At 63.8% G+C, this 23,180-nt stretch carries 22 protein-coding genes and 1 pseudogene; 12 read left to right on the top strand and 11 right to left on the bottom strand.

Annotated elements, in window-relative coordinates; translation table 11 throughout:
* Positions 1-965: 965 nt before the first annotated feature.
* The 5 genes and pseudogenes from bfr to AC07Y0_RS20885 form a co-directional block, all read right to left on the bottom strand.
* Positions 966-1,451 carry a bacterioferritin gene (gene bfr / locus AC07Y0_RS20905; protein WP_028737309.1) on the bottom strand — a complete coding sequence of 162 codons (486 nt, stop codon included), beginning with the start codon at positions 1,449-1,451 and terminating at the stop codon, positions 966-968.
* Positions 1,452-1,931: 480 nt separating this feature from the next.
* A pseudogene (locus AC07Y0_RS20900) lies at positions 1,932-2,377 on the bottom strand ((2Fe-2S)-binding protein).
* Between the two features lies 1 nt (position 2,378).
* Positions 2,379-5,717, bottom strand: coding sequence for an error-prone DNA polymerase (locus tag AC07Y0_RS20895; protein WP_498679573.1), 3,339 nt, complete (start codon positions 5,715-5,717; stop codon positions 2,379-2,381).
* Complete coding sequence (locus tag AC07Y0_RS20890; protein ID WP_498680297.1) at positions 5,714-7,126, bottom strand: Y-family DNA polymerase; 1,413 nt, start codon at positions 7,124-7,126, stop codon at positions 5,714-5,716. The genes AC07Y0_RS20895 and AC07Y0_RS20890 overlap by 4 nt, the downstream gene beginning before the upstream one ends.
* Positions 7,127-7,166: 40 nt before the next feature.
* A complete protein-coding gene (locus tag AC07Y0_RS20885; RefSeq protein ID WP_498679572.1) occupies positions 7,167-8,090 on the bottom strand; it encodes an ImuA family protein in 924 nt (307 codons plus the stop codon).
* A gap of 157 nt (positions 8,091-8,247) precedes the next feature.
* On the opposite strand from AC07Y0_RS20885, the gene AC07Y0_RS20880 reads away from it, so the two are divergent.
* A complete protein-coding gene (locus tag AC07Y0_RS20880; protein ID WP_498679571.1) occupies positions 8,248-8,715 on the top strand; it encodes a metallopeptidase family protein in 468 nt (155 codons plus the stop codon).
* On the opposite strand, the gene AC07Y0_RS20875 is transcribed toward AC07Y0_RS20880, so the two are convergent.
* Positions 8,712-9,137, bottom strand: a complete 426-nt coding sequence (locus AC07Y0_RS20875; RefSeq protein WP_028737315.1) for a GlcG/HbpS family heme-binding protein — start codon at positions 9,135-9,137, stop codon at positions 8,712-8,714. The genes AC07Y0_RS20880 and AC07Y0_RS20875 overlap by 4 nt on opposite strands.
* A 235-nt stretch (positions 9,138-9,372) precedes the next feature.
* Between AC07Y0_RS20875 and AC07Y0_RS20870 the strand changes: the two genes are divergently transcribed.
* On the top strand, positions 9,373-10,122 hold the full coding sequence (locus AC07Y0_RS20870) for an SDR family oxidoreductase (protein ID WP_498679570.1): 750 nt from the start codon (positions 9,373-9,375) through the stop codon (positions 10,120-10,122).
* Between the two features lie 48 nt (positions 10,123-10,170).
* Here the strand turns inward: AC07Y0_RS20870 and AC07Y0_RS20865 are convergent, their stop codons facing one another.
* Positions 10,171-10,377, bottom strand: coding sequence for a DUF1737 domain-containing protein (locus tag AC07Y0_RS20865; RefSeq protein WP_028737317.1), 207 nt, complete (start codon positions 10,375-10,377; stop codon positions 10,171-10,173).
* On the bottom strand, positions 10,374-11,285 hold the full coding sequence (locus AC07Y0_RS20860; RefSeq protein ID WP_498679569.1) for an HpcH/HpaI aldolase/citrate lyase family protein: 912 nt from the start codon (positions 11,283-11,285) through the stop codon (positions 10,374-10,376). Before AC07Y0_RS20860 ends, AC07Y0_RS20865 begins: the two co-directional genes overlap by 4 nt.
* Before the next feature lie 111 nt (positions 11,286-11,396).
* On the opposite strand from AC07Y0_RS20860, the gene AC07Y0_RS20855 reads away from it, so the two are divergent.
* The 5 genes from AC07Y0_RS20855 to AC07Y0_RS20835 all read left to right on the top strand — a co-directional run bounded on the left by AC07Y0_RS20855 (position 11,397) and on the right by AC07Y0_RS20835 (position 15,635).
* Positions 11,397-11,630 carry a hypothetical protein gene (locus AC07Y0_RS20855; protein ID WP_498679568.1) on the top strand — a complete coding sequence of 78 codons (234 nt, stop codon included), beginning with the start codon at positions 11,397-11,399 and terminating at the stop codon, positions 11,628-11,630.
* A gap of 139 nt (positions 11,631-11,769) precedes the next feature.
* Positions 11,770-12,375 (top strand): 3-isopropylmalate dehydratase small subunit, encoded by a 606-nt coding sequence (leuD, locus tag AC07Y0_RS20850; protein ID WP_498679567.1) that lies wholly within the window; start codon positions 11,770-11,772, stop codon positions 12,373-12,375.
* A gap of 159 nt (positions 12,376-12,534) precedes the next feature.
* The gene (leuB, locus tag AC07Y0_RS20845; RefSeq protein ID WP_498679566.1) at positions 12,535-13,647 is read left to right on the top strand and encodes a 3-isopropylmalate dehydrogenase; all 1,113 of its coding nucleotides are present in this window, start codon (positions 12,535-12,537) and stop codon (positions 13,645-13,647) included.
* Between the two features lie 115 nt (positions 13,648-13,762).
* Entirely contained in the window at positions 13,763-14,518 is a 756-nt protein-coding gene (locus AC07Y0_RS20840; protein WP_498679565.1) for a phosphatase PAP2 family protein, read from the top strand.
* A 238-nt stretch (positions 14,519-14,756) separates the two neighbouring features.
* On the top strand, positions 14,757-15,635 hold the full coding sequence (locus tag AC07Y0_RS20835; RefSeq protein WP_498679564.1) for an RNA polymerase factor sigma-32: 879 nt from the start codon (positions 14,757-14,759) through the stop codon (positions 15,633-15,635).
* A gap of 110 nt (positions 15,636-15,745) precedes the next feature.
* Here AC07Y0_RS20835 and AC07Y0_RS20830 read toward each other — a convergent pair whose 3' ends face one another.
* Positions 15,746-16,333: a hypothetical protein gene (locus AC07Y0_RS20830; RefSeq protein WP_498679563.1), complete on the bottom strand. Its 588-nt coding sequence runs from the start codon at positions 16,331-16,333 to the stop codon at positions 15,746-15,748.
* Positions 16,334-16,369: 36 nt separating this feature from the next.
* On the bottom strand, positions 16,370-17,416 hold the full coding sequence (locus tag AC07Y0_RS20825) for an AraC family transcriptional regulator (RefSeq protein ID WP_498679562.1): 1,047 nt from the start codon (positions 17,414-17,416) through the stop codon (positions 16,370-16,372).
* Positions 17,417-17,610: 194 nt separating this feature from the next.
* Between AC07Y0_RS20825 and AC07Y0_RS20820 the strand changes: the two genes are divergently transcribed.
* The 5 genes from AC07Y0_RS20820 to AC07Y0_RS20800 all read left to right on the top strand — a co-directional run bounded on the left by AC07Y0_RS20820 (position 17,611) and on the right by AC07Y0_RS20800 (position 21,849).
* Entirely contained in the window at positions 17,611-19,038 is a 1,428-nt protein-coding gene (locus tag AC07Y0_RS20820; RefSeq protein ID WP_498679561.1) for an APC family permease, read from the top strand.
* Between the two features lie 9 nt (positions 19,039-19,047).
* Positions 19,048-19,869, top strand: a complete 822-nt coding sequence (locus AC07Y0_RS20815; protein WP_498679560.1) for an alpha/beta fold hydrolase — start codon at positions 19,048-19,050, stop codon at positions 19,867-19,869.
* A gap of 153 nt (positions 19,870-20,022) precedes the next feature.
* A protein-coding gene (locus AC07Y0_RS20810) for an IS3 family transposase (protein ID WP_498673386.1) occupies positions 20,023-21,122 on the top strand; the annotation gives its coding sequence in 2 pieces (ribosomal slippage) (positions 20,023-20,275 and positions 20,275-21,122; 1,101 coding nt in all).
* A 98-nt stretch (positions 21,123-21,220) separates the two neighbouring features.
* Complete coding sequence (locus AC07Y0_RS20805; protein ID WP_498679559.1) at positions 21,221-21,571, top strand: hypothetical protein; 351 nt, start codon at positions 21,221-21,223, stop codon at positions 21,569-21,571.
* Positions 21,520-21,849, top strand: coding sequence for a cyclase family protein (locus AC07Y0_RS20800; RefSeq protein ID WP_498680296.1), 330 nt, complete (start codon positions 21,520-21,522; stop codon positions 21,847-21,849). The genes AC07Y0_RS20805 and AC07Y0_RS20800 overlap by 52 nt, the downstream gene beginning before the upstream one ends.
* Before the next feature lie 154 nt (positions 21,850-22,003).
* Here the strand turns inward: AC07Y0_RS20800 and AC07Y0_RS20795 are convergent, their stop codons facing one another.
* Positions 22,004-23,137, bottom strand: coding sequence for an alpha/beta hydrolase (locus tag AC07Y0_RS20795; protein ID WP_498679558.1), 1,134 nt, complete (start codon positions 23,135-23,137; stop codon positions 22,004-22,006).
* Positions 23,138-23,180: the final 43 nt, after the last annotated feature.

The following is a 23,180-nucleotide window of genomic DNA, read 5'->3' as shown; positions in this document are numbered from 1 at the left end:
CGCCTACACTCTCCACACGCCCCGCCCTTCGAGGATCGCTCCCGCCTCAGGGTGAGGGCTGACCGTGTACCGCATGGCAGTTTTCCACCCCCTTCTTTGCGGTATTCGCGTGGAAGTGTAGGGCTCCAGGCATCCCGTGCCGTGCTGTGGATCCTCGGGTCAGGCCCGAGGATGACGACCTCGGTGAGGGGCAGAAGTCTTCAAGAGCCGTTGCAGCTTGCTGAAACGCAAGACGGAACCGGCCGGCCGCAGCACGACCCTCATGCTGAGGTGACCGGGCAAAGCGAGGGCCTCGAAGCATCCGGCGGCACGCTCGGACGTCACCGCGCCCCACCCGCCCTCGCCCTTCGAGGGGCACTTGCTCCCACCTCAGGGTTGACGGATCACCGTGTACCGGCTTGGCAGCGCCAGTCGCCCCTCGTAGAGGAATTCTCATGGAAAGCGTTGGGTCGGCAAACGTTGCAGGCTGCGCCGTGGATCCTCGGCTCAAGTCCGAAGATGACGACCGCGGTGAGTGGGTAGAAGTCTCCAGGAGCCGTTGGCGCTTGCGGAAACGCAAGACGGAATCGGCCGGCCGCCGACCACGAACCGTCGAATGCGGACAGAAGGTCCGAGACGCGTTCTTTCCGCTGAGACGAACGCCGGAGGGGGTCCCTGCTCGAAAGTGAACGCCGTCATCCTCGGGCCTGACCCGAGGATCCACGCCGCAGGCGGAATCTGGACGGCCGGCCGCAGCACGGCCCTCATGCTGAGGTGACCGAGCAAAGCGAGGGCCTCGAAGCATCCGGCGGCAAGTGCTGCCGTGGATCGCACCCGCCCTCGCCCTTCAAGCGGCGCCCCGGAGAAGAGACAACTCCGGGACCGAGACCATAACCATAGGCCTCACCGGCCGCATCGCCGACCTCCGCCGAGAAGGCGTGCCGCCAATCGGAGGTCAGCCCTCTGCGGACAGGCCCCCAAATGCCTTATTCAGCGGCGTCGGCGGAATCGGCGTTCAGCTGGCCATATTTCTGTTCGCCGATCTTCGAGAGCAGGTCGAGCTGGGTTTCGAGGAAGTCGATATGGCCTTCCTCGTCCATCAGCAGCTCCTCGAACAGCTTCATGCTGACATAGTCGCCGGCCTGGTAACAGATGTCCCGCGAGGCCTTGTAGGCAGTGCGGGCGTCGTATTCGCCGGCGAGGTCGGCCTCGAGCACTTCCTTGACGTTCTGGCCGATGCGCAGCGGCGCGACCGTCTGCAGGTTCGGGTGCCCTTCGAGGAAGATGATGCGCGAGATCAGCTTGTCGGCATGCTGCATCTCCTCGATCGATTCGGCGCGCTCCTTCTTGGCGAGCTTGGTGTAGCCCCAGTCGTCGAGGAGGCGGTAGTGCAGCCAGTACTGGTTGACGGCGCCCAATTCCAGGAACAGTGCCTCGTTCAGCCGTTCGATTACTTTTTGATCACCCTTCATGACGGGTCCCTTCTTCTGTGGTTTTGTCGGTAAGAACTAAGCCCGTTCGCTCCTGTCGTCGCGACAGACGCGAACGCGCCGGGGAAATTCTGCTTTCATCTCAATCTAGTGCACTCTCCCATCGAAGGAAACCGGCCTTGACCGCGGCGACCCGAATGCCGCGTCCGAATGGTGAAAACGGGAAGAGGCCTGGTAAAGCAGAGGGGGCCTGGCGCAGCATGCGCCGCCATCCATTTCCCGTGCAAGGCCGTACCGCCGACAAGGGGCGCCGTTGTACAGGGGCCGGTCGTGCCATGGCACGCGCATACGGAGGGGACCGGAAGCGGGCGAGCACCACGTCCTGCGGAAGCCATCGCGGCCGGTGGCATTGAGACAGCTCGTGGGCCGGCGCGGCGCGAAAATGGGTGGATATCTCCACGACGCAAGCCGCATCTTTCGGCCTCTTGACGAAAGAGAGGGGAAACCCCGGCGTCGATGCGCTCAGGCCACCTGGGCGGCACGCTGGCGACGCTCGAGGATGGCCGTCTTCTGCTCCTCGTGGAAACGCTTCAGGCGCTCCATGAAATCGACGACGTCGGCACCGTCGGTCTGGCGGGCGGCGTGGTATTCTTCGGTGGTGCGGATGATGATCTCGACGACATTGGGGAAGCAGCCGCAGCAGCGGCCGCGCTTGCCCATGGCATGATAGACCTTCGCCGGAACGATCAACTGCCAACAGTCCTCGTCAAGGAGTTCGTTGATGACGTCCTTGATGTCCTTGTCGGTGATGTAATTGCAGCTGCAGACCAGCATGGCCTCTACGCTCTTCCAAACATGACTTTCAGCCCCTCCTTTCTGCTAAACAGGATGGCCCTTGTCAAGAAAATTTCCGATGCAAGCCGGCAATGAATGCACAAGCCGGCCGCCGGGATGGAACCGCCGCGCATTTCAGTGAAAATTCCGCCCCTTCGGCATGGCCTGGCGGACGTCGCCGGCGAGGTCCGGCACGTCGCGGATCAGCCGCGCCAGCGCTCCGGTCGACTTGCCGTCATAGCGGTGCTCGTTGACCGGGCGGCGGATCTCGTCGGCATGGGCAAGCCCGCCGAAATCCTTGAGTTCCTCGCGGAGCAGGCCGAGCTTCTCCGTCGCATCGACCAGATGCTCGGCGACCACGTGGATCACGCCGTCGGCCTTCTGCAGCCGCCCGCGCACCTTCACCAGCCGGGCGCCCATGACGATGGTCCGGTATTGCTCGAAGGTCTTCGGCCAGACGATGATGTTGGCGACCCCGGTCTCGTCCTCGATGGTCATGAAGATCACCCCCTTGGCCGAGCCCGGCCGCTGGCGTACCAAGACCAGGCCCGCCACCTCGACACGCCGTCCATTGGCCGTCTCCTCGAGCGCCGATGAAACGAGCACACCGCCCCGGGCAAGCTCCTCGCGCAGGAAGGAGAGCGGATGGGCCTTCAGCGACAGCGACAGCACGCGGTAGTCATGGATGACCTGCTCGCCCGCAGGCATCAGCGGCAGCGAGACCTCCGCCTCGACCTGCAGGTCGGCATCCGCAGCCCCGGCGAAGAGTGGCAGGTGCTCGACGGCGGCCTGCTGATCGAGCGCCTGGGCGGCCCAGAGCGCCTCGCGGCGGCTGAGGCCCAGCGAGGCGAAGGCATCGGCATCCGCCAGCCGCTCGATCGCCGAGCGCGACAGGCCCGTGCGTTTCCACAGGTCGCGGACCGAGGCATAGCCGCTGCCGCGGCGCGCCACGAGCAGGTCCATGTCCGCCTCCGACAGGCCCTTGACCTGCCGAAAACCGAGCCGCACCGCCTTGGTGCTCAGGATGACCCGGCGCATCGAGGCGTGCCGTGGCGCGACCCGCCGGACGTCGAAGCCGCCCGCCTCCAGAATGCTGTTCCAGGAAGAGGCATTGACGTCGACCGGCCTCACTTCGACCCCGTGCTCGCGCGCGTCGCGCACCAGCTGCGCCGGCGCATAGAACCCCATCGGCTGGGAATTGAGCAGGGCCGCGCAGAAGACGTCGGGATAGAAGGTCTTCATCCAGGCGGAGGCATAGACCAGCAGCGCGAAGGAGGCGGCATGGCTTTCCGGAAAGCCGTATTCGCCGAACCCCTCGATCTGGCTGAAGCAACGCTCGGCGAATTCCAGCGTATAGTCCCGCTGCAGCATGCCGTCGATGAAGCGCTGCCGGAAATTGGCCACCTGCCCCGTCCGGCGAAAGGTCGCCATGGCCCGGCGCAGCTGGTCGGCCTCGGCCGGCTTGAAGCCGGCGGCGGTGATGGCGATCTGCATCGCCTGTTCCTGGAACAACGGAACCCCCAGCGTGCGTTTTAGCACCGCTTCCAGCTCGGGTTTCGGATAGGTGATCTCGCGGCCGGCCTCCCTGTCCTTCCGGTTCTTCAGGTAGGGATGCACCATATTGCCCTGGATTGGCCCGGGCCGGACGATCGCCACCTCGATCACTAGGTCGTAGAAGACTTGCGGCCTCAGCCGCGGCAGCATGCTCATCTGCGCCCGACTTTCGATCTGGAAGACGCCCAGCGTATCGGCCCGGCAGATCATGTCATAGACCTCCGGCCTCTCGTCGTCGAGGAAGGAGGCAAGCGTCATGGGTCGCTCGTAATGGTCGGCAAGCAAGGTCAGCGCCTTGGCTAGGCAAGTCAGCATGCCGAGTGCCAGGACATCGATCTTCAGGATCTTCAGCGTATCGAGGTCGTCCTTGTTCCACTCGACCATGTAGCGCCCGTCTGCCGTGTTCATGATCGGCACGACCTCGTCCAGCCGGTCGCGGGTGATGACGAAGCCGCCGACATGCTGCGAGAGATGGCGCGGAAAACCCATCAGCGTCGAGGCATAGTCGAGCACGCGCCGGGTCGTCGGATCGGTGAGGTCGAGGCCCGCGGCCCTGGCCTCGCGCGCCGACAGATCGGCCGTCGACCAGCCCCAGATCGATCCGGAAAGCGCCGTCTGCACATCCTCCGACAGGCCGAACACCTTGGCCGTCTCGCGCCCCGCCGAACGCGCCCGGTAGTTGATGACCGCCGCCGTCAGCGCCGCATGTTCACGGCCATAGGTCTGATAGATGAACTGGATCACCTTCTCGCGCTTCTCGTGCTCGAAATCGACGTCGATGTCCGGCGGTTCGTCGCGTTCGGTCGAGATGAAGCGCTCGAACAGCAGGGTCGTCTTTTCCGGGTTCACCTCGGTGATGCCGAGGCAGTAACAGACGGCGGAATTGGCGGCCGAGCCGCGCCCCTGGCAGAGAATGCCTTCCGAGCGGGCATAACCGATGATGCGGTGGACGGTGAGGAAATAGGGTTCGTAGCGCTTCTCGCCGATCAGGTTCAGCTCGTATTCGAGAAGGTCGGCGATCTTCCGCGGAATGCCGCCGGGAAACCGCCCGGCCGCCCCCTCATAGGTCAGCCGGCGCAAGGCCCGGTCGGTCGTCTCGCCGCCGATCGCCTCGTCGGGATATTGATGGCTGAGTTCGTCGAGGGAGAAATCGAGCCGGCCGAAGAACTCGGCGGTCGCCGCGACCGCTTGCGGATAGGCACGGAAAAGGCGTGCCATTTCCCGGGGCTCCTTCAGATGCCGCTCGGCGTGGGCGTGAAGCCGGAAGCCGGCGTCGGCCACCGTCACATGCTCGCGGATGGCGGTCACCACATCGGCCACCGGCTTGCGCTCGGGCGCGTGGTAGAAGGGGTCGTTGCTGGCGATCAGCGGCAGCGAGAGCCTCTGCCCCATCTGCTCGATGCGACTGAAGGAAAGGCGATCGAGGCCGTCGTAACGCGGCACGAGCGCCAGATAGAGCCGACCTTTGAAGGGCTCCGCCAGTCGCGCCAGCCGGGCGCCGTAATCCTTAGCCTCGGCGTTCGTCGCAAAGCTCGGCACCATCGCCGCGACCATCAGGTCTTCCGCCCATTCGACGAGATCGTCTTCGTAAAGCGTGCACACGCCCTTTTGCGAACGCAGGTTTCCCGCGCTCAGCAGGCGGCAGAGATGGCCCCAGCCGCGCCGGTTCATCGGATAGGCGACAAGCTCCGGCGCTCCGTCGGCAAAGGCGAGCCGCGCCCCCGGCCGAAAGACATAGCCCTTGATCTTCGCTGCGGCATGCATGCGCACCACACCCGCCACCGTGTTGCGGTCGGCAAGCCCAAGACCCGAAAGGCCGATCCGGGCGGCGGTCGCCACCATCTCCTCCGGATGCGAGGCCCCCTCCAGGAAGGAGAAATTGCTGCGGCAGCCGATCTCGAAGAAGGCCGGGGCGCTCATGCGAATATGCCCTGCATGAACCAGCTCGGCCGGGCCGATCCGCGCTCGTAGAGACCCTGGCGGAAGAGCCAGAAACGGTGGCCGGCGCTGTCCTCGATGCGGAAATAGTCGCGCGGCGAGGCCTCCTCGCCGTCGATCCACCATTCCGGCGCCAGCCGTTCCGGCCCCTCGGCCCGCGCCACCCTGTGCTGGGCCCGGCGCCAGCGGAAGCTGGCGGGCGGACCGTCGGGCACCTCGGCGGTCACCTCCACCGGTTCGGGATGGGCAAAGAGTCGAATCGGCCTTTCGCTGCGGACCGGCGGAGCGGGCAGACGCGCGGCGGCCGGCGCCGCCGCCTCGGCGAGCGGCAAAAGGCCGGAGGCGCGTTCCGGCCAATGGCTCGCATGGGTGACGGGGAGCGTGAGGCAGCCTTCGCCGAAACGGGCCGTCACCCGGTCGATGAAGTCGAGGGCCGCATCCTCCTGCCGCGGGCGGGTCCCGAAACTGCCCTGCGTTTCGGCCAGGGCCTCGGTGCGCAAGACGTTGAGCCGGACGATCTCGAAACCGAAGCCGGCATCGAGGTCGTCATGCAGCACGCCGAGCCGTTCGGAAAACAGCGCCTGGATGCGCCGGGCATCCTTGAGCGGCGACGCCGCGCCGATCTCGATCCGGAACACCCGGCCATCCACCCGGAACAGCAGGAGTTCGAACAGCCGGCCGCCTTCGCCGCGCGCGTCGAGGCCCGATTTCAGGCCCGCCGCCAGCCGACCGGTCAGGTCGAGGATCACCTCCTCGTCGCGGATCGGTTCCGCCAGCCGCCGTTCGACCGAAAGCAGGGCGACCGGGCGGCGGGGCACGATCGATTCCCCCTCGCGCCCGAGCGCCTGGTCGAGCCGCAGCAGCAGGCCGGGACCGAAGCGCCGGGTCAGCGGCCCGCGGGGCGCCGTCAGAAGATCGCCCACCTGCTTGAGCCCGACCCGCGCCAGCGCCGCCGCCATGCCCGCGTCGATCCGGAGCGCCGCCAGGGGAAGGGGTGAGAGAACCCGCACCATGTCGCTGTCGGCCACCACCGCATGGCCGGAAAAACGCGCGGCCGCCCAGGACAGGCCGGGCGTCGAGGAGATCGCCCCGCGCGCATCGAGCCCCAGCTGAAGAAGCCGGTCGAGCAGTTCGGCGACAAGCTTCGCCTCCCCGCCGAACAGATGGGCGCAGCCCGTGATGTCGAGCATCAGCCCGTCCAGGCCGTCCAGCTCCACCAGCGGCGTATAGCGGTCGCACCAGTCGGCGATCGCCTCGAGAAAGCGCCGGTCCGCCGGCATGTCGTCCTCGGCGACGTCGAGCGCCGGACAGATGGCGCGCGCCTCGGCGAGCGCCTGGCCGGCGCGCAGCCCGATCGCCTCGGCGACCTCGTCGAGCGCGCTCAGCCGCATGGCATTGGCGATCCGCCCGGCGCAGACGACCGGCGGATGCTCAGGACGCCCGGTCGAACGCCACGACTGTCCCCAGCGCCGGCGCGCCAGCCGATCGGTCGAAAGGCGGGGGAACCAGAGTGCCAGGATGCGCCGGTCGGTGTGCAGGGCTTGTGCCGGCGTGAAGGGGAGCTGCGGGGTAAAATTGGCGGTCATCTTTGTTCCACTCCAGGATCAGTTCGCGAGGGCCCCCGAGCCGGATCTTTTCCGGAACGAGGCGAAAGACGGGATTGCCGATGCTGCCGCCAAGCATCGTTCCGTCGGGCAGGAAGCGCGCCGCCGCCGGCGCGGGTTCGATGCGAAGGCGAAGGGAAGCGCTGCTCGCCTCTTCCTCCCCGCCCTGGCGCACCAGAAGGAGAAAACCGCCGGTGCTCTTGGCCTTCAGGCTGAGACGCCGGCTTTCGGTTAGGCCGAACCCGCGCGGATTGCCGTTGACCTCCAGCATCACCGCCGAAAAGCCGCCCGAGGTGAGCGCCGCATCGGCAAGCCAGAGCGCATCCTCCAGCCGCCTGGGCATGGCATAGAGGAGTTCACCCGGCTGTAATCCGTAGTCGGCAAGCCCCGCCGCATGGGGCAGGCCCGCCTCCCGGGCGACCATCCGTTCGCCGATCCACAGGATGCGCTTTCCCAGCCGATAGGACCGGCCGAACAGGCAGAGCCCCAGCCCGAAGCCGCTGACGGCCCCGGCGTCCCGCAGCTGCAGGCCGCGCGCCTCGATCATCGAACCGACCGGAAAACCCTCCGGCAGAAGGCTTTCGAGGTGCTGGTCTTCCTGGATGACGGAGCCGCAGGACCGCGGATTCGCCTCGCCGACGGAGCCGCCCGCCACGGGCGCAAGCCCGTCCGCAGGAGCGCGCCCCTCGATCTTCGCTATGGCTTCGCGCAAGGCAAAAAGCCTCTCCTGCGCCTGAGCGGTCGCGCCCATGACGTCTCTCCTGCTGGAATGTTCTCTATATGTTCCTATGGATTCCAGAGCTTGCTAAAAGAGTCAACCGGATTCGTTGTGAATTTATTCCTTGACAGGATTCCCACTCGAAATGCGGGGGCAAAGGTCCTATATGGAAAGCCAGTAAGGAGTACCGATGGCACGTATTGACCAGACCGAAGATTGGCGCGAACGCTATGCCCCGACGATCAGCGCGTTCGAATCGCTGGCGATCGAGGCCTATGGCCATTTGCCGGAGGAATTCCGTGCGCTGACGGGCAATCTGATCATCGAGATCGCCGATTTCCCCACTGACGAAGTGTTCGAGGACATGGCGCTGGAAACGCCCTTCGATCTGCTCGGCCTGTTCGAGGGCCGCGGCATTTCCGAGCGCTTCACCATGGAAACCGGCGAGATGCCGAACCGCATCACGCTCTATCGCCGTCCCATTCTCGACTACTGGGCCGAGAACGAGGAAACGCTGGGCGACATCATCACCCATGTGCTGATCCATGAGATCGGCCACCATTTCGGTCTGTCCGACGACGACATGGAGCGTATCGAAGAGAGCGCCGAAGATGCCGCCGCGGAATCCGACGGCATGTCCGCCTCGTTGAAGGATTAACCCCGCGTCGCGAGGAAATGGGCAATGCCCGCCTCCGCGCAGCTGAGATCCTGAGCCGGCGTGCCCGAGCTGATGCCGATCCCGCCGACCACCTCGCCGTCGATGATCACCGGCAGGCCGCCGCCAACCACCATCAGCCGGCCGCCGATCGCCGAATGAATGCCGAAGGCCGGGCTGCCCGGCTGGCTGGCCGCGCCATATTCATGGGTCGCCTTCTTCGCCGCAGCCGCCGTAAACGCCTTGTCGATGGCGATCGTCGTGCTGGTCACCTTGCCGCCGTCCATGCGCTCGAAGGCGATGAGCTGGCCGCTCTCGTCGGTGATGGCGATGCACATCGGCACGCCGATCTCGCGGGCCTTGTCGCTGGCGCCGGCGATCAGCAGGCGGGCATCGGAAATATCGAGACGTCGGATGGTCAGCACGGGCATTCTCCTGCGATGGGTGGGGGGAGGCGCCGCCGCAAGCCGGCAGAGGCGCAAGCCCCGACCATGGCCGCAATCATGCTCGAAGGACAATGGCGCCTTGCGGAAAAACATCTGTGCGGGGACGGCATATCCAGGGGTCGACAGGCAAACCGCCCGTGCCGCGTCCGGAAACGGGTGGTCGCCGCCCCGCCCGCTGCCTATCCCTTGGCCTCCAACACCCAAGGAGGTTTCCATGACAAGCCTGAAAGACAAGGTCGCCATCATCACCGGAGCATCGTCCGGCATCGGCCGCGCCACTGCCCTTCTGTTTGCCGCAGAGGGCGCATCGCTGGTGCTCAATGCCAGGGGCAGTGAGGCTCTCGACGAAATCGTCGACCGCGTGCGCCGCGCCGGCGGCAAAGCCCAGGCCGTGCCGGGTGATGTCGCCCGCGCCGAAACCCATGACATGCTGGTGGATGTGGCCGTCAGCCGCTTCGGTGGCCTCGACATCGCCATCAACAATGCCGGGGCCGTCGGCCCGATCAAGCCGCTGGCGGACGTCACCCTGCCTGAATGGCAGGACACGCTGGCAGCCAACCTCACCTCGGCCTTCCTCGCCGCGCGGCTCCAGATTCCGGCCATGCTGGAGCGCGGTTCGGGTGCCCTGGTCTTCGTGTCCACCTTCGTCGGAACGAGCGTCGGCATTCCCGGCATGGGCGCCTATGCGGCGTCAAAGGCCGGCCTCATGGGGCTGGTGAAGGGCATCACCGCGGATTACGGCAGCCGCAACATCCGGGCCAATGCGCTGCTGCCGGGCGGCACCGATACGCGCATGGCCGGCGATCAGACCCAGAAGGACTGGGCAGCAGGCCTGCACGCCCTGAAGCGCATCGCCCGCCCGGAAGAAATCGCCCAGGCCGCCCTGTTCCTGGCCGGCCCGATGGGGAGCTTCGTCGCCGGCTCCGCCCTCTTTGCCGACGGCGGCAATTCCGCCGTCAAATGACCCGACGCATCGGGGCGCCCGCCGCATACGGCAGGCGCCCCGAGCCTGTCATTGTTCGCCGAGCTTCATGCTCGGATCGTAGTCCTTGCCGTGCACGGTCTTCACCACGGCCTGCCCGCAATGCATCTGGTTGGTCGCGGCATTGAAGGACAGGCTCGGCGCCCCGTGCAGTTCCCAGCCCTTGTTGAGCGCATCGGTGACGCGATGACAAAAGGCCGCGTCGTCCGGGCCGGTGAGGAAACGATAGACTTTCATGCTGTCCTGCCTTCTCTTGCTTCGATGACCCGAGCCTTGGCGAGAAGCCGCTCGGCCTGTTCCAGATGCAGCCGCTCGACCATGCGGCCGTTGAGGTTGATGACGTTGAGGCCGGCCGTCGCCGGATCGGCAAAGGCGGCGACGATCGTCTTCGCCTCGGCCAGCGCCTGCGGCGAAAAGCCGAAATGCCGGTTGGCGCCGTCGATCTGCGCCGGATGGATCAGCATCTTGCCGTCGAAACCCATGGCGCGGCCTTGCGCGCATTCCGCCTCATAGGTCTCCAGCGTCTTGAATTCGTTCGACACGCTGTCGATCGCGTCGAGCCCGTAGGCGCGGGCGGCCAGGATCACCTGCATCAGGAAGGGCACGACATAGGTCCGCCCCGGCTCCGGCGCCACGCCGGTTTCCTTGCGCAGATCGTTCAGCCCGACGACGAAGCAGTCGAGCAGGCCGCCGGCGGTGCGGCCCGAACCGGCGATCGCCGCGGCGTTGAGAACCCCGCGCGGCGTCTCGATCATCGCCCAGATCCTGAGACTTTCCGTCGCATCCGATTCCGCCAGCAGGTCGGCGACGCGCTGCACGTCGTCCGGCCCGTCGACCTTCGGCAGGAGCACCGCATCCGGCCGGCAGGCAATCACCGCCGCCATGTCGTCGAGGAAAAATTCGGTGTCCAGGCCGTTCACCCGGATGATCGCCTCGTGGCCCTTAAGCGGCGTCTCGGCAAAGAAACGGCGCAGATTCGCCCGCGCTTCGGCCTTCTTCTCGGGCGCGACCGAATCCTCGAGGTCGAAGATGACGGCGTCGCAGGACAGCCCATGCGTCTTTTCCAGCGCCCGGACATTGATCGCCGGCACGCTGAGAACGGAACGGCGCAGCCGCGCCGGGTGGTGGGAATTGATCGAATTCATGCGCCAACTTCTGCCAAGCTTTGCGCAGCCATGCAAGGCGACATTTGGCGGAAAGCCCTTGCATTCCGCGGGAAGAAGGACCACCTTGGGACTTCAGAAAGGATTTCCACCATGCAGAATCTCCGTTCCGTCGCCCTTGCCGCAGCCGGCATCGTCGTGCTGGCCATCGCAGCCGCCTTCACCGTCTCGCTGACGCTGATCGCCGGCGCCGTGCTGACGCTGACGCTTGCCGCCCGCATGCTGACCGCGCGGCCGAAAAAGGCCCCGGTCTATGCCAAGGCAAAGACTGAAGGCCGCGAGATGCGCGTGTGGAATGACGGCCGCGGTACCATCATCGATCTGTGACAGGATCGGCCGGCACGCCCGGAAAACTGACGCTTCGGCGGCCGGGCGTACCCGTTTGGCCAATAAAGGCCTTCAAATCCGCGCGATTTTCCTCTATGGCCTGCGGAATTCCTGAATTGCATTCCGAAGGCAGGGTCTGATGGAAAAGTTCGTAAAGCTCACCGGCGTCGCAGCACCCCTTCCGGTCGTCAACGTCGACACCGACATGATCATCCCGAAGGACTATCTGAAGACCATCAAGCGCACCGGTCTCGGCCAGGGTCTGTTCGCCGAGGCGCGCTACAAGGACGACGGTTCGGAAAACCCGGATTTCGTCCTCAACAAGCCGGCCTATCGCAATGCGCAGATCCTGGTTGCCGGCGACAATTTCGGCTGCGGCTCCTCGCGCGAGCATGCCCCCTGGGCACTTCTCGACTTCGGCATCCGCTGCGTGATCTCCACCTCGTTTGCCGACATCTTCTACAACAACTGCTTCAAGAACGGCATCCTGCCGATCGTCGTCAGCCCGGAAGACCTCGACAAGCTGATGGACGACGCCAACCGCGGCTCCAACGCCGTTCTGTCGGTCGACCTTGAATCGCAGGAAATCACCGGTCCGGACGGCGGCCGCATCAAGTTCGACATCGACGCCTTCAAGCGCCACTGCCTGCTGAACGGCCTCGACGACATCGGCCTGACGCTGGAAAAGGCCGCAAGCATCGCCGCCTTCGAAAAGACCAACGCCCAGACCCATCCCTGGGCCTGATCGATCCCGGCTGCGGCGCGGGATCGGCTTGACCGACCGCGCCGGCCTCTCCGCTACGGCTGCCTCCCACCGTACCGTTCTGCCGCTGAGTGTCCTTGAAATGCGGGTTTTTGCCCGATAGAAGGCGGCAACTCTTTTTCAAAGCCAGGGAGGCTTTCCATGACACAGCACAATCTCTTCCTTCTGCCCGGCGACGGCATCGGCCCCGAAGCCATGGGCGAGGTCCGCAAAATCATCGCCTACATGAATGCCGAACAGGGCTCAGGCTTCGCCACCGACGAAGGTCTGGTCGGCGGCTGCGCCTACGACGCCCATGGCGCGGCGATCTCCGAGGACGACATGGCCAAGGCGATGAACGCCGATGCCGTGCTGTTCGGCGCCGTCGGCGGCCCGAAATGGGACGACGTACCCTATGACGTCCGCCCCGAGGCCGGCCTGCTGCGCCTGCGCAAGGATCTCGAACTGTTTGCCAACCTGCGCCCGGCGATCTGCTATCCGGCGCTCGCCAATGCCTCCTCGTTGAAGCCCGAGCTGGTCGAAGGCCTCGACATCCTGATCGTGCGCGAACTGACCGGCGGCGTCTATTTCGGCGAGCCGAAGACCATCACCGATCTCGGCAATGGCCAGAAGCGGGCAATCGACACCCAGGTCTACGACACCTACGAGATCGAGCGCATCGCCTCGGTCGCCTTCGAGCTGGCGCGCACCCGCAAGAACCGCGTCTGCTCGATGGAAAAGCGCAACGTGATGAAGTCGGGCGTCTTGTGGAACCAGGTCGTCACCGAGACCCACAAGGCCAAGTATCCGGACGTCCAGCTCGAGCACATGCTCGCCGACGCCGGCGGCATGCAGCTCGTTCGTGCGCCAAAACAGTTCGACGTCATCGTCACCGACAACCTGTTCGGCGACATGCTCTCCGACGTCGCCGCCATGCTGACCGGTTCGCTCGGCATGCTGCCGTCCGCCTCGCTCGGCGCACCCGATGCCAAGACCGGCAAGCGCAAGGCGCTCTACGAGCCGGTCCACGGCTCGGCCCCGGACATTGCCGGCAAGGGCATCGCCAACCCGATCGCCATGATCGCCTCGTTCGCCATGTGCCTGCGCTACTCCTTCAACATGGTGAAGGAAGCCGACAACCTCGAAAAGGCGATCGCCGCCGTGCTCGACAAGGGCATCCGCACCGGCGACATCATGAGCGAAGGCGCAACCAAGGTCGGCACCACCGAGATGGGCGACGCCATCCTCGCCGAGTTCAAGGCGCTGTCGGCCTGACAGGCCCTTGCATTTGAAAGCCGCGGCAACCATCTTGCCGCGGCTGCATGCCGTTCGTGGACGCCGTTCCGGCCTCTCCTTCGCCGGCAGGCTGGAATGAAGCGGAAGGCTGGACGTGAGCGGCATCGACAAGATCAGGATCTGGCTGAAGCGGCGCCGTGACCTCAATCGTCACCCGCCTGCGCCGCACTACTGGCAGATCTTCGCCGTCGTCGCCGCCAATCTGGTTCTCCTCTCCTTCCTCATCTTCGACGCGCCGGTCGGCGCCTCGCGGCACCGGGACATCTTCACCCGCTCGCTCGGCAAGATGATCACCGAATTCGGCAGTTCCGGCTGGATCCTGACGGCCGCGGCCATGCTGGCGCTCACGGGATTTGCCTCCTGGCGGCTGTCGCGCGGCGCAAGGCAGCGCTTCCGCGCCCTCCATCTCGGCCAGATCGGCGCCTATGCCTTCCTCGCCGTGGCGCTCTCCGGCATTCTCGCCAATCTCGTCAAGCGGGTGATCGGCCGCGCCCGCCCCGGCCAGTTCGAGGACTGGGGCTCGTTCGGCTTCTCCTCCTTCAGCGGCGCGAAGTTCGAGAGCTTCCCCTCCGGCCATGCCACCACGGTCGGCGCCATCTTCATGGTGCTGATCCTGCTTCTGCCGCGCTACCGGCTTGCCTTCATGCTGCTGGCGCTGTGGATGGCGTTCAGCCGCGTCATGGTCGGCGCGCACTATCCGAGCGACGTGATCGCCGGCCTGTCCTTCGGCGCCTGGTTCACGCTGCTGCTCGCCAATATCTTTGCCCGCTACCGCCTGGTCTTCATGCCCGACGCCAAGGGCTGGCCGGTACCGCGCCTGGCACTCATCGCCGGCCATCGTCCCGCCTGATTCAGGGCCCGTCATCACAAGTCCGTGAAAAGCCGAACCGATCGGCCCTTTGACGCGCAACGTTCAAACCGAATTCCCATGTTCCGCGTAATGGTTTTCGAACGGTCTGCGGCCGGAGACGCTTGCCTTTGGCAAAAATCGACCTACGCGCGATGGAACCCGTGTGGCCTTGGCCCGTTCATGCATGAGTGCCGGCACTAGACGACCCGTCCTGATCGTACCGCCCATGGAGACACCGATGAAAGCCATGTCCGCCGACAGACACATCATCCGATTTGCGATGGCTCAGCCCTATCTCGAACGCGAGGAGGAGCTGGATCTGGCGATCCGCTGGAGAGACAACGACGATCAGGATGCCCGCAACCGCATCGCCCATGCCCATATGCGCCTGGTCATCGCCATGGCCTCGAAGTTCCGCGGCTTCGGCCTGCCGCTCAACGACCTGATCCAGGAAGGCTATATCGGCCTCTTGGAAGCCGCGGCCCGCTTCGAGCCAGCCCGCGAAGTGCGTTTCTCCACCTATGCCGGCTGGTGGATCCGCGCCTCGATGCAGGACTATATCCTGCGCAACTGGTCGATCGTGCGCGGCGGCACGAGCTCGTCGCAGAAGGCGCTGTTCTTCAACCTGCGCCGCCTGCGCGCCAAGCTCGCCCAGGGCGACAACCGGTTGAGCGACCAAGCCATCCACCAGGAAATCGCCTCGGCGCTCGGCGTCAGCCTGGCCGACGTCCAGTCGATGGATGCGCGGCTCTCCGGCGCCGACGCCTCGCTGCAGGCGCCGATGAAGGGCCGCGACGGCGGCGATGGCAGCGAACAGCTGGAAATGCTCGAAAGCAACGAAGTGCCGCCGGACGAACAGGTCACCGGCATCATCGACGGCGAACGCTGGCACGGCTGGCTGAAGAATGCGCTGACCGAACTGAACGAGCGGGAAAACCGCATCATCAAGGCGCGCCGCCTGACCGAGGACGGCGCGACGCTCGAGGAACTCGGTGCCGAACTCGGTATTTCCAAGGAACGTGTCCGCCAGATCGAGACGCGAGCGCTGGAAAAGCTTAAAGCGGCGCTCACCCACTATGGTCCGAAGACGGGCCAGATGCACGAAATGGCCTTGTGAGGCAAACACAATCGACAAGGGCCGGTTCATACCGGCCCTTTCTGTATGACCAGCACTGCACCCTCGACGTCATCCCCGGCCTTGTGCCGAGAATCTACGACATGAAGGGCTTAACCAGGGTGCTGATGCCCGGGACAGGCCCGAGCATTTACCGAGACCGGCAAACGGGACTGGGCGGTGTATGACCTGGGCTTGTAGCGGGGTTTTCCGCTGCGGTCGATCCAGTCGAGGATGGTGCCAAGCTCGCTTTGCAGCGTGATGCTGCAGGTGCCGCGTTTCTCGCCGCGCGTGACCACAACGCCGTCGATGATTTCGCCGATGGCGGCGGCAGCTTCAGGTGCTTTGCCGGGATGGGAAAGCGTCTCGGCCAGGCGCTGGATCCTGCGCCGACGGATCTCCGCGACGCCCGGATGAAGATCGGGTATGTCCTGAGGGATGTCAGCGAGACGCGCGCTGTGGATGTCCTGTTTGGCTACCAGCTCGGCCAAGCGGTCGGACAGGGCACGAAGCCAGCCACCTTGCTCGATGACGCGCACGATCTCGGCAATGGCCTTGGCAGTCTCGGCAAGTTCGCGACGGTTGGCCTCGGCGGAATTGCGGCGCTCGCGGTTGAGATGATTGGTTTCCTGCGCATAGGCCCGCATGGCTTCCGCCATCATCTCCGGGATCATCAGGCGTTCGCGGAGGCCTGCCAGCACACGGCTCTCCAACGCTTTGCCGGACAAGGCAGCCTGTCACGATTTTCTGAATTCGGCCGGCGATTCGCCTGTCAGGTCGCGAAACGCGCGCGAGAAGGCACTTGTCTCGCTGAAGCCCAATGCGAGTGCGATCTCTGTCACCGAATTCTGGGGGTCAGACAAAAGAAGCCTCGCGGAGTCAAGCAATGAGGCGTTTCTCAAATCGCGAAAGCCTGTTCCATAGGCGGCGAGTTGTCGATGAAGGGTGCGCGCACTGATACCCAGTTGGTCGGCGACATTCGACGCGCTGATTTGAGCGAGCTTGCCGGCGTAAAACGCCTCACCCAGCGATCTCAGAACCACATTTACGGTGTCGTTTCGAGATCCAAGACTCTTAAGTTCGTCTCTCACGCGATCCGCGACAATTCTGTAAAGGTAAGGGTCTTTGCTCGGGCCTGGCCGATCCAGGGCGTCACGCCGCACGTAAATGGCATTGCAGTGCTCTCGCAATCGGAAGTCTTTTCCAAGCCATGCAGGCGCTGCTTCTCGTTCCCACCCCGGAATATGTTCAAGATCCACCCGGTGGACGTCGACGGATGCGTTCAAACCTCTTCGAAGCGCCGCACCCAACATGGTGACCGAAAACTCTGCGTCCGGAGCCTTTTCCTCCGGTGTTCCGACACGAACGGAATATGAGATGCGCGCCAGTTCTCCGTGCGCCTCCACCCCGATCGCCGTGTTTTCCTGAACGAGCTCGAAAGCAGAGCAGAAGTCCTTGAGGGCTGTACCCAGGTCCGGGGCGAGATCGAACAGATAGCCAATTGCGCCCAACGAGCGGACGTCGAAATCCTGGGCGAATTCCATGCTCAAGGTTGGCAGCTTTGTTTCCTTGGCCGCCGAGCGCAGCATGCAAGAGAAAGCAGATAGGGTAATTTCTGGATTCTGTGCCGTGAGGTGAAGTTCGTCGAACGCCTGTCGCAGTCCGGACTCCTCGAGTACGCGTGCGGGATCACCACCACGTTGCCTGACGATTTGGTCCAGGCCGACGGTAACGCCGGCATTCACCAGACCCAAATGCCCTATTGTCGTTGGCTCGCGCTGCACCGGGAAGCTTACCTCCGATTAAACAAACCCCTCCAAGGAAAACAGGATCCGCCATCAGGTCTCGTCACGCACGATCTTGAACCTGAGGTATTATCGCGATCACTTGTCTGAAAGTGTCAATTGGCTAGCTGACGTTGTCAAGCAGGATCTGGCCAAGTCGATTAGCTTTGAAAGACTGGCGAGGGAGGTCTCAAATGGCAGAATCTCAATTGACGCATACCGGCTTGAAGCCGAATTCGCTCGGCTTGGCGAGCATCGTTTTCTTTGTTGTCGCGGCGGCGGCGCCGCTTACCGCAATCGTGGGCGCGGCGCCCTTGGCTTTCGGGCTCGGCAACGGGGCTGGGGCTCCGTCCGCTTACGTCTTCGCAGGACTCGTCTACCTTGTATTTGCGGCCGGATTCACCGCCATGAGCCGTCACGTCGGAAGCGCGGGTGCGTTTTACGTGTTCGTGTCGCATGGACTCGGCAAATCCTGGGGTGCTGCAACCGGTGCAATCACACTGCTCACCTACATCGAAATCCAGATTGCCGTCTACGCCTTCTTCGGCATCGTGATGGCAGGCATCGGGGAGTCCGCGGGCCTGACATTGCCATGGTGGGTCTGGGCATGTGCTTGCATGATCGTGGTGGATCTGTTCGCCACTCGGAACATTGAATTCTCCGGCAAGGTTCTTGGCATCTGCATGCTTGGGGAAGTCGCTGTCCTCCTGATTCTCGACCTTGCAATCCTCTTCCAGGGCGGTGGCCCACAGGGCATTGCATTCACGTCCTTTGCGCCCGAGACAGTTTTCTCGACGGGCCTGGGCGTGAGCCTGCTATTCGCGGTGGCATCGTTCATTGGCTTCGAGGCGACGGTGATTTTCGCTGAAGAGGCCAAGAATCCGCGTCGCACGATCCCGGCAGCCACTTACGTGGCGGTCATTGCCATTACGGTTTTCTATGCTTTCTCTGCCTGGTGCATGGTGATCGCCTACGGGCCTTCGAGCATCCGGGAAGTCGCGAATGGCGATCTTTCGAATCTGTTCGTAAACACTGCGGCAACCCGAGTAGGCGATTGGCTGAAGCTCGCGATGACGGCCTTGCTTGTAACGAGCCTTTTTGCATGTGTCCTCTCGTTCCAGAATACGATCAGCCGCTATCTCTTCGCACTCGGTCGCGACGGACTTCTGCCGAAGGCACTGGGGACCACGGACCCCGTGCATCGGTCGCCGCGGCTCGCATGCCGGTCCTATACGGTTGGCGCGCTTCTCTTCATCGGCATCGCCGCGCTGCTTCAGCTTGATCCGTATACGGTCCTCTACTCATGGCTGGCCGCTGCGTCTGCGCTCGGCATCCTGATTGTGCAACTGCTCGTGTGTTTCGCCATACTGAGGTTCTTCGGTACGGACAGGCGCGAGACGACCGCATGGCAAAGCCGCTTTTCGCCTGGTCTCTCCATCGTTGGCCTGGGTGGCTTCCTGCTTCTTGCGCTCACAAACCTCTCTCTCTTGACCGGTGACAATACCTGGAAGGTTTGGCTTATCCCCTGCGCCTTCGTACTGGTTGGGCTGTTCGGTTGGTGGCGATCCGCCCGGGTCGAAGGAAAATCCATCAATGCCTCTTTGTCTGCAGCCAGCAAATAGAGGCCGAGCATGTCGTATGAGCTTAAGCATCTGGATCTGCCGGGTGGAAACAAATTGGAATACGTGCGCCGGCCTGGCGGAGACGATCCGATAATTCTGATCCACGGATATGCCGACAGTTGGTATTCATTCAAGGGCGTGATGGAGTACCTGCCGGCAGATTTTGCGGTTTTCGTGCCCAGCCTCCTGGGACATGGCCGTTCGTCCAAGCCGAAACAAGACTATTCGATCGAGGGGTATGCAGACGATGTCCTGCAGTTCATGCGATCGATGGGCCTGGAGAAAGCGGCCATTGTCGGCCATTCAATGGGCAGCTTTGTCGCGCAGTGCATGGCGCTCAGGGAGCCCGAAAGGGTCACAAACCTGGTGCTCATAGGGACCGCCGTTACGGCTGATAATTCAGTTCTACGGTCAGTCCACGAGGAGACGCTGCTATTCCAGGATCAGGTTCCCGGCGATTTCATCGAGAAATTCCAGGGTGGAACCTGTGTCGGACCGGTGGACCGATCGATGTCGATGGATCAAATCCTCAGTGAGAGCAGCCTCCTTCCGCCCCACGTGTGGTCCTCGGCGATCAAAGGACTGATAGATTACCGCCCCGCAGATTTCGATGATCAGGCATTGCGCTCGCTTCAGACACGAACCTTCGTGCTTGGAGGAAGCCTGGACGAGATATTTGTCGAAGCCGCACAGCGGAAGCTGGCCGACGTGCTGCCCAACGCAATGATCTGGCTGGACTCGCGTTGCGGCCACTGCCCAAACTGGGAAAAACCGAAACGTACGGCAGAACAGATCGCCAGGTTCCTTGACGAAGGCACAGGGTCAACCTGATCGCATCGCTTGGCCTCGCTGACAAACTCGCCGGCCAGTGCCCTGGCGCTACCTTCGTCTTCGCGTCCTCGATCTCCGTTTATGGCGCGTGACCTGAGACCCTGAACTTCCTCCAGAATTTGGTAGAGTCCGTCACATCAAGGAGACGGACGAATGAAGCGTTCACGGTTCACGGAAGAACAGATCATCGGAATATTGAAGGAGCAGGAGGCGGGCGCGAAGACAGTCGATGTCTGCCGCAGGCACGGCATCTCGGATGCAACCTTCTACAAATACAAGGCGAAGTACGGCGGCATGGACGTGTCCGATGCCCGCAAGCTGAAGGCGCTCGAGGACGAGAACGCCAAGCTGAAGAAGCTGCTCGCCGAGGCCATGCTGGACAATGCGATCCTGAAGGATGTCGCTGCAAAAAAATGGTGACGCCCGATGTGAAGCGGAATGCGGTGGCTCACGTCTGTGCGCAGCACGGGGTGAGCCAGCGTCGGGCGTGCGAGGTTCTATCGGTGGATCGTTCGAGCATGCGATATCGGAGCGTGCGGCCGGACGATGCGTCCATCCGCGAGGCGATGAAGAAGGTGGCGTCCGAGCGTCGTCGCTTCGGCTATCGCCGTATCCACGTGATGCTCGACCGGCAGGGGATGGTCATGAACCTGAAGAAGCTTCGACGTCTCTATCGCGAGGAGAAGCTGACGGTGCGCAAGCGCGGCGGCCGAAAGCGGGCCTTGGGGACGAGACGTCCTTTGGCTCTGCCGTCGCGTCCGGGCGAGCGCTGGAGCCTGGACTTCGTCAGCGATGCCTTCACCGACGGTCGTCGCTTTCGGGTGCTGGCGGTGGTCGACGACTTCACCCGTGAATGCCTGTGCCTGGTCGCCGACACATCCCTGTCGGGGGCACGGCTTGCCCGCGAACTGGATAGTCTCATCGCCAGACGGGGAAAGCCGAGGACGATTGTCTCGGACAACGGCACGGAGATGACCAGTATGGCCATCCTCAAATGGTGCCAGGAAGCAAAGGTCGAATGGCACTACATCGCCCCAGGCAAGCCGATGCAGAACGGCTTCGTCGAAAGCTTCAACGGCAGCTTCCGTGACGAGTGCCTCAACGAGACCCTGTTCTCGTCGCTCACTCAGGCCCGAGCCGCCATCAACGCATGGAAGGAGGATTACAACAGGAGCAGACCCCACTCGTCGCTGGGCAATATCACCCCCAGCGAGTTCGCAATGAAAATGGCTATGGAAAAACAGGCCGCATGAGGCCAGATTAAAAACCCAAGACTCTCCCGAAAACTGGAGGGAAAGTGGGTCTCAGGTCACGCGCTCGGCCAGGAACCGGTGCCGATGCCACGAGCCGGGTGACCGGACTGACGTCCCGAATCCGCTTCGGCACGGATGTCGTCCTGCAAAGGATCTTCGGTGCCATGCCACCGCTCGATGCGCGCGAGGCGATTTCTCTCGGCTTCCAGGCGGATGCCGATCTCGACATGCTGGCCAATGCCGCACTTCAGGAGAATGACCCCATGAAGATCATCGACCTCTCCGGGGCCATCGAAAACGACGTTCCTGCCGATCCCCCGGGCCTTGGCCCCGACATCACCTACACCGAGCACTCTGAAAGCATCGACGAGGTTCTGCGCTTTTTTCCGGCCTCGACATTGCAGAATGTCCCGGGTGGCGGGGGCTGGGCGGTCGAGCAGTTGAACTGACGGCCCATGCCGGGACGCATCTCGACGCGCCCTGGCATTTCGCCTCGACGATGAACGCGGTCAGGGCGACGGGGCATGACCTGCAGCCGTTCGACATCGTGCTCATCAACACCGCTGCCGGTGCCGCCAATGGACGGCCGGAGTTTCTCGGTCGCGGCATCGGCCGCGAGGCGACCCACCGGCTTATGAACAAGGGCGTGCGCACGGTCTCGTGCCTGCCGGTGAAGATCAGGGGCGGCTCCGCCGGCTGGTGCCGCGCTGTCGCGCTGTTTCAATGATAAGAGCCCGCGCTCGGCGACTTCGCTGCGGGCGGTTCTATGAGTGCACCTATCCTTCAGGTCGGTCATCCCAATGGAAGGCCGCACCAGAGCTGATCCGTTCCGCAAGCCGCGGCCAGATACCGCGCACAAGGCGGCAAGTGGCGACATCTGTCTATCTCGCCGCGGCGAGACGCGTGTCTCCAGTCACGGGGAGAGGCCTCTTCAACAGTTGGCCGGCTGCGTCGACGACGAAGGCACCGACGTTGTCCGGAGTTTCGGAGCCCGGCTGATACTGTCTCTTGATCTCTTCGGCGGACTTGGCGAGATTTACATACCTGTCATGCCCGAGGCCGTCATTGTCATTGATGCCCGTGATGTCGACGAGCCGGAGGTTATGGTCTTCTGCCGCCGCGACGACTCTTGCATCGCCGATATCTGATCGGCCGACCCGCGGCCGTTCGCGGCCGAGGAAGCTCGACACGCGAAGCACCTTGTCCTTTCTGGAGACCAGCAGCGTGATGGGGCGAGGCAGCCGGCCGATGTCGTTCAACTGGGAGAGGAAGAGATCGGCGTCGATGTCCGCGGCGGCCAGAACGATGTCGAGTTTCTCGGTAGTGCTCGACTGCTTCTCGAGTTTCAGCTGACGCACCGCCTCCACAGCCAGCATGGACCCCATGCTGTGGGCGAAGAGAACGATGCGTTTGACGCCGTGAGTACGACCGATCAGGACCAGCAATCTGGTGAGCTCCGTCCGGGAAGCCAGTGCTTCGTCCCTGTCTGCGACATAGCCGGTCAGGCTCGCCTGCGACGGCCAGGAGAATAGGATTGGCGGTGGCAGCGTCGGGGCGTCGGCGCCAAGCTGGGCGGTACGAAAAAGCGCCTCCTGATGGCTGTAGTTGTAGCCGTGCACGAAGACGGCGACAGTCCCGTCGTCGTCGACCGTGCGCGCGATCTCGGCCGAGAACTGCGACGATGTCAGATCACCGTGGTCCGTGACGACGAATTGTCGTCGTGGATCTGGAGAAGCCGTCGGATAACTGATGCTGGCGGCTGGCCGGATCTCGGGAACAGAGAACCTATATCGCTCGAAGCTCAGATGGTCGGACCTCTGCTCCAACGGACCGTCACCCCTGGAACCCAGGCTCCGGTTTGTCGCCGCGAGGACCGTGACCTCTTGGGTGGCAGGCTGTCTGAGCGTGAGCGGCGTCAGGACATCCTGCGAGGGGCGGGATGTGCATCCTGCAATGGATAGCATCAGGGTCGCGACCAAAAGGAGTCGCCAGGCTTCGGGGCGGAAACGTTGCATCTGCGGGCCTTTTCGCGGAGCGGGGGTTTTGTGCCGGATATCG

The sequence above is a fragment of the Allorhizobium sp. GW101-3B10 genome (assembly GCF_059424725.1).
This window is presented reverse-complemented; position numbering and strand designations above follow the sequence as displayed.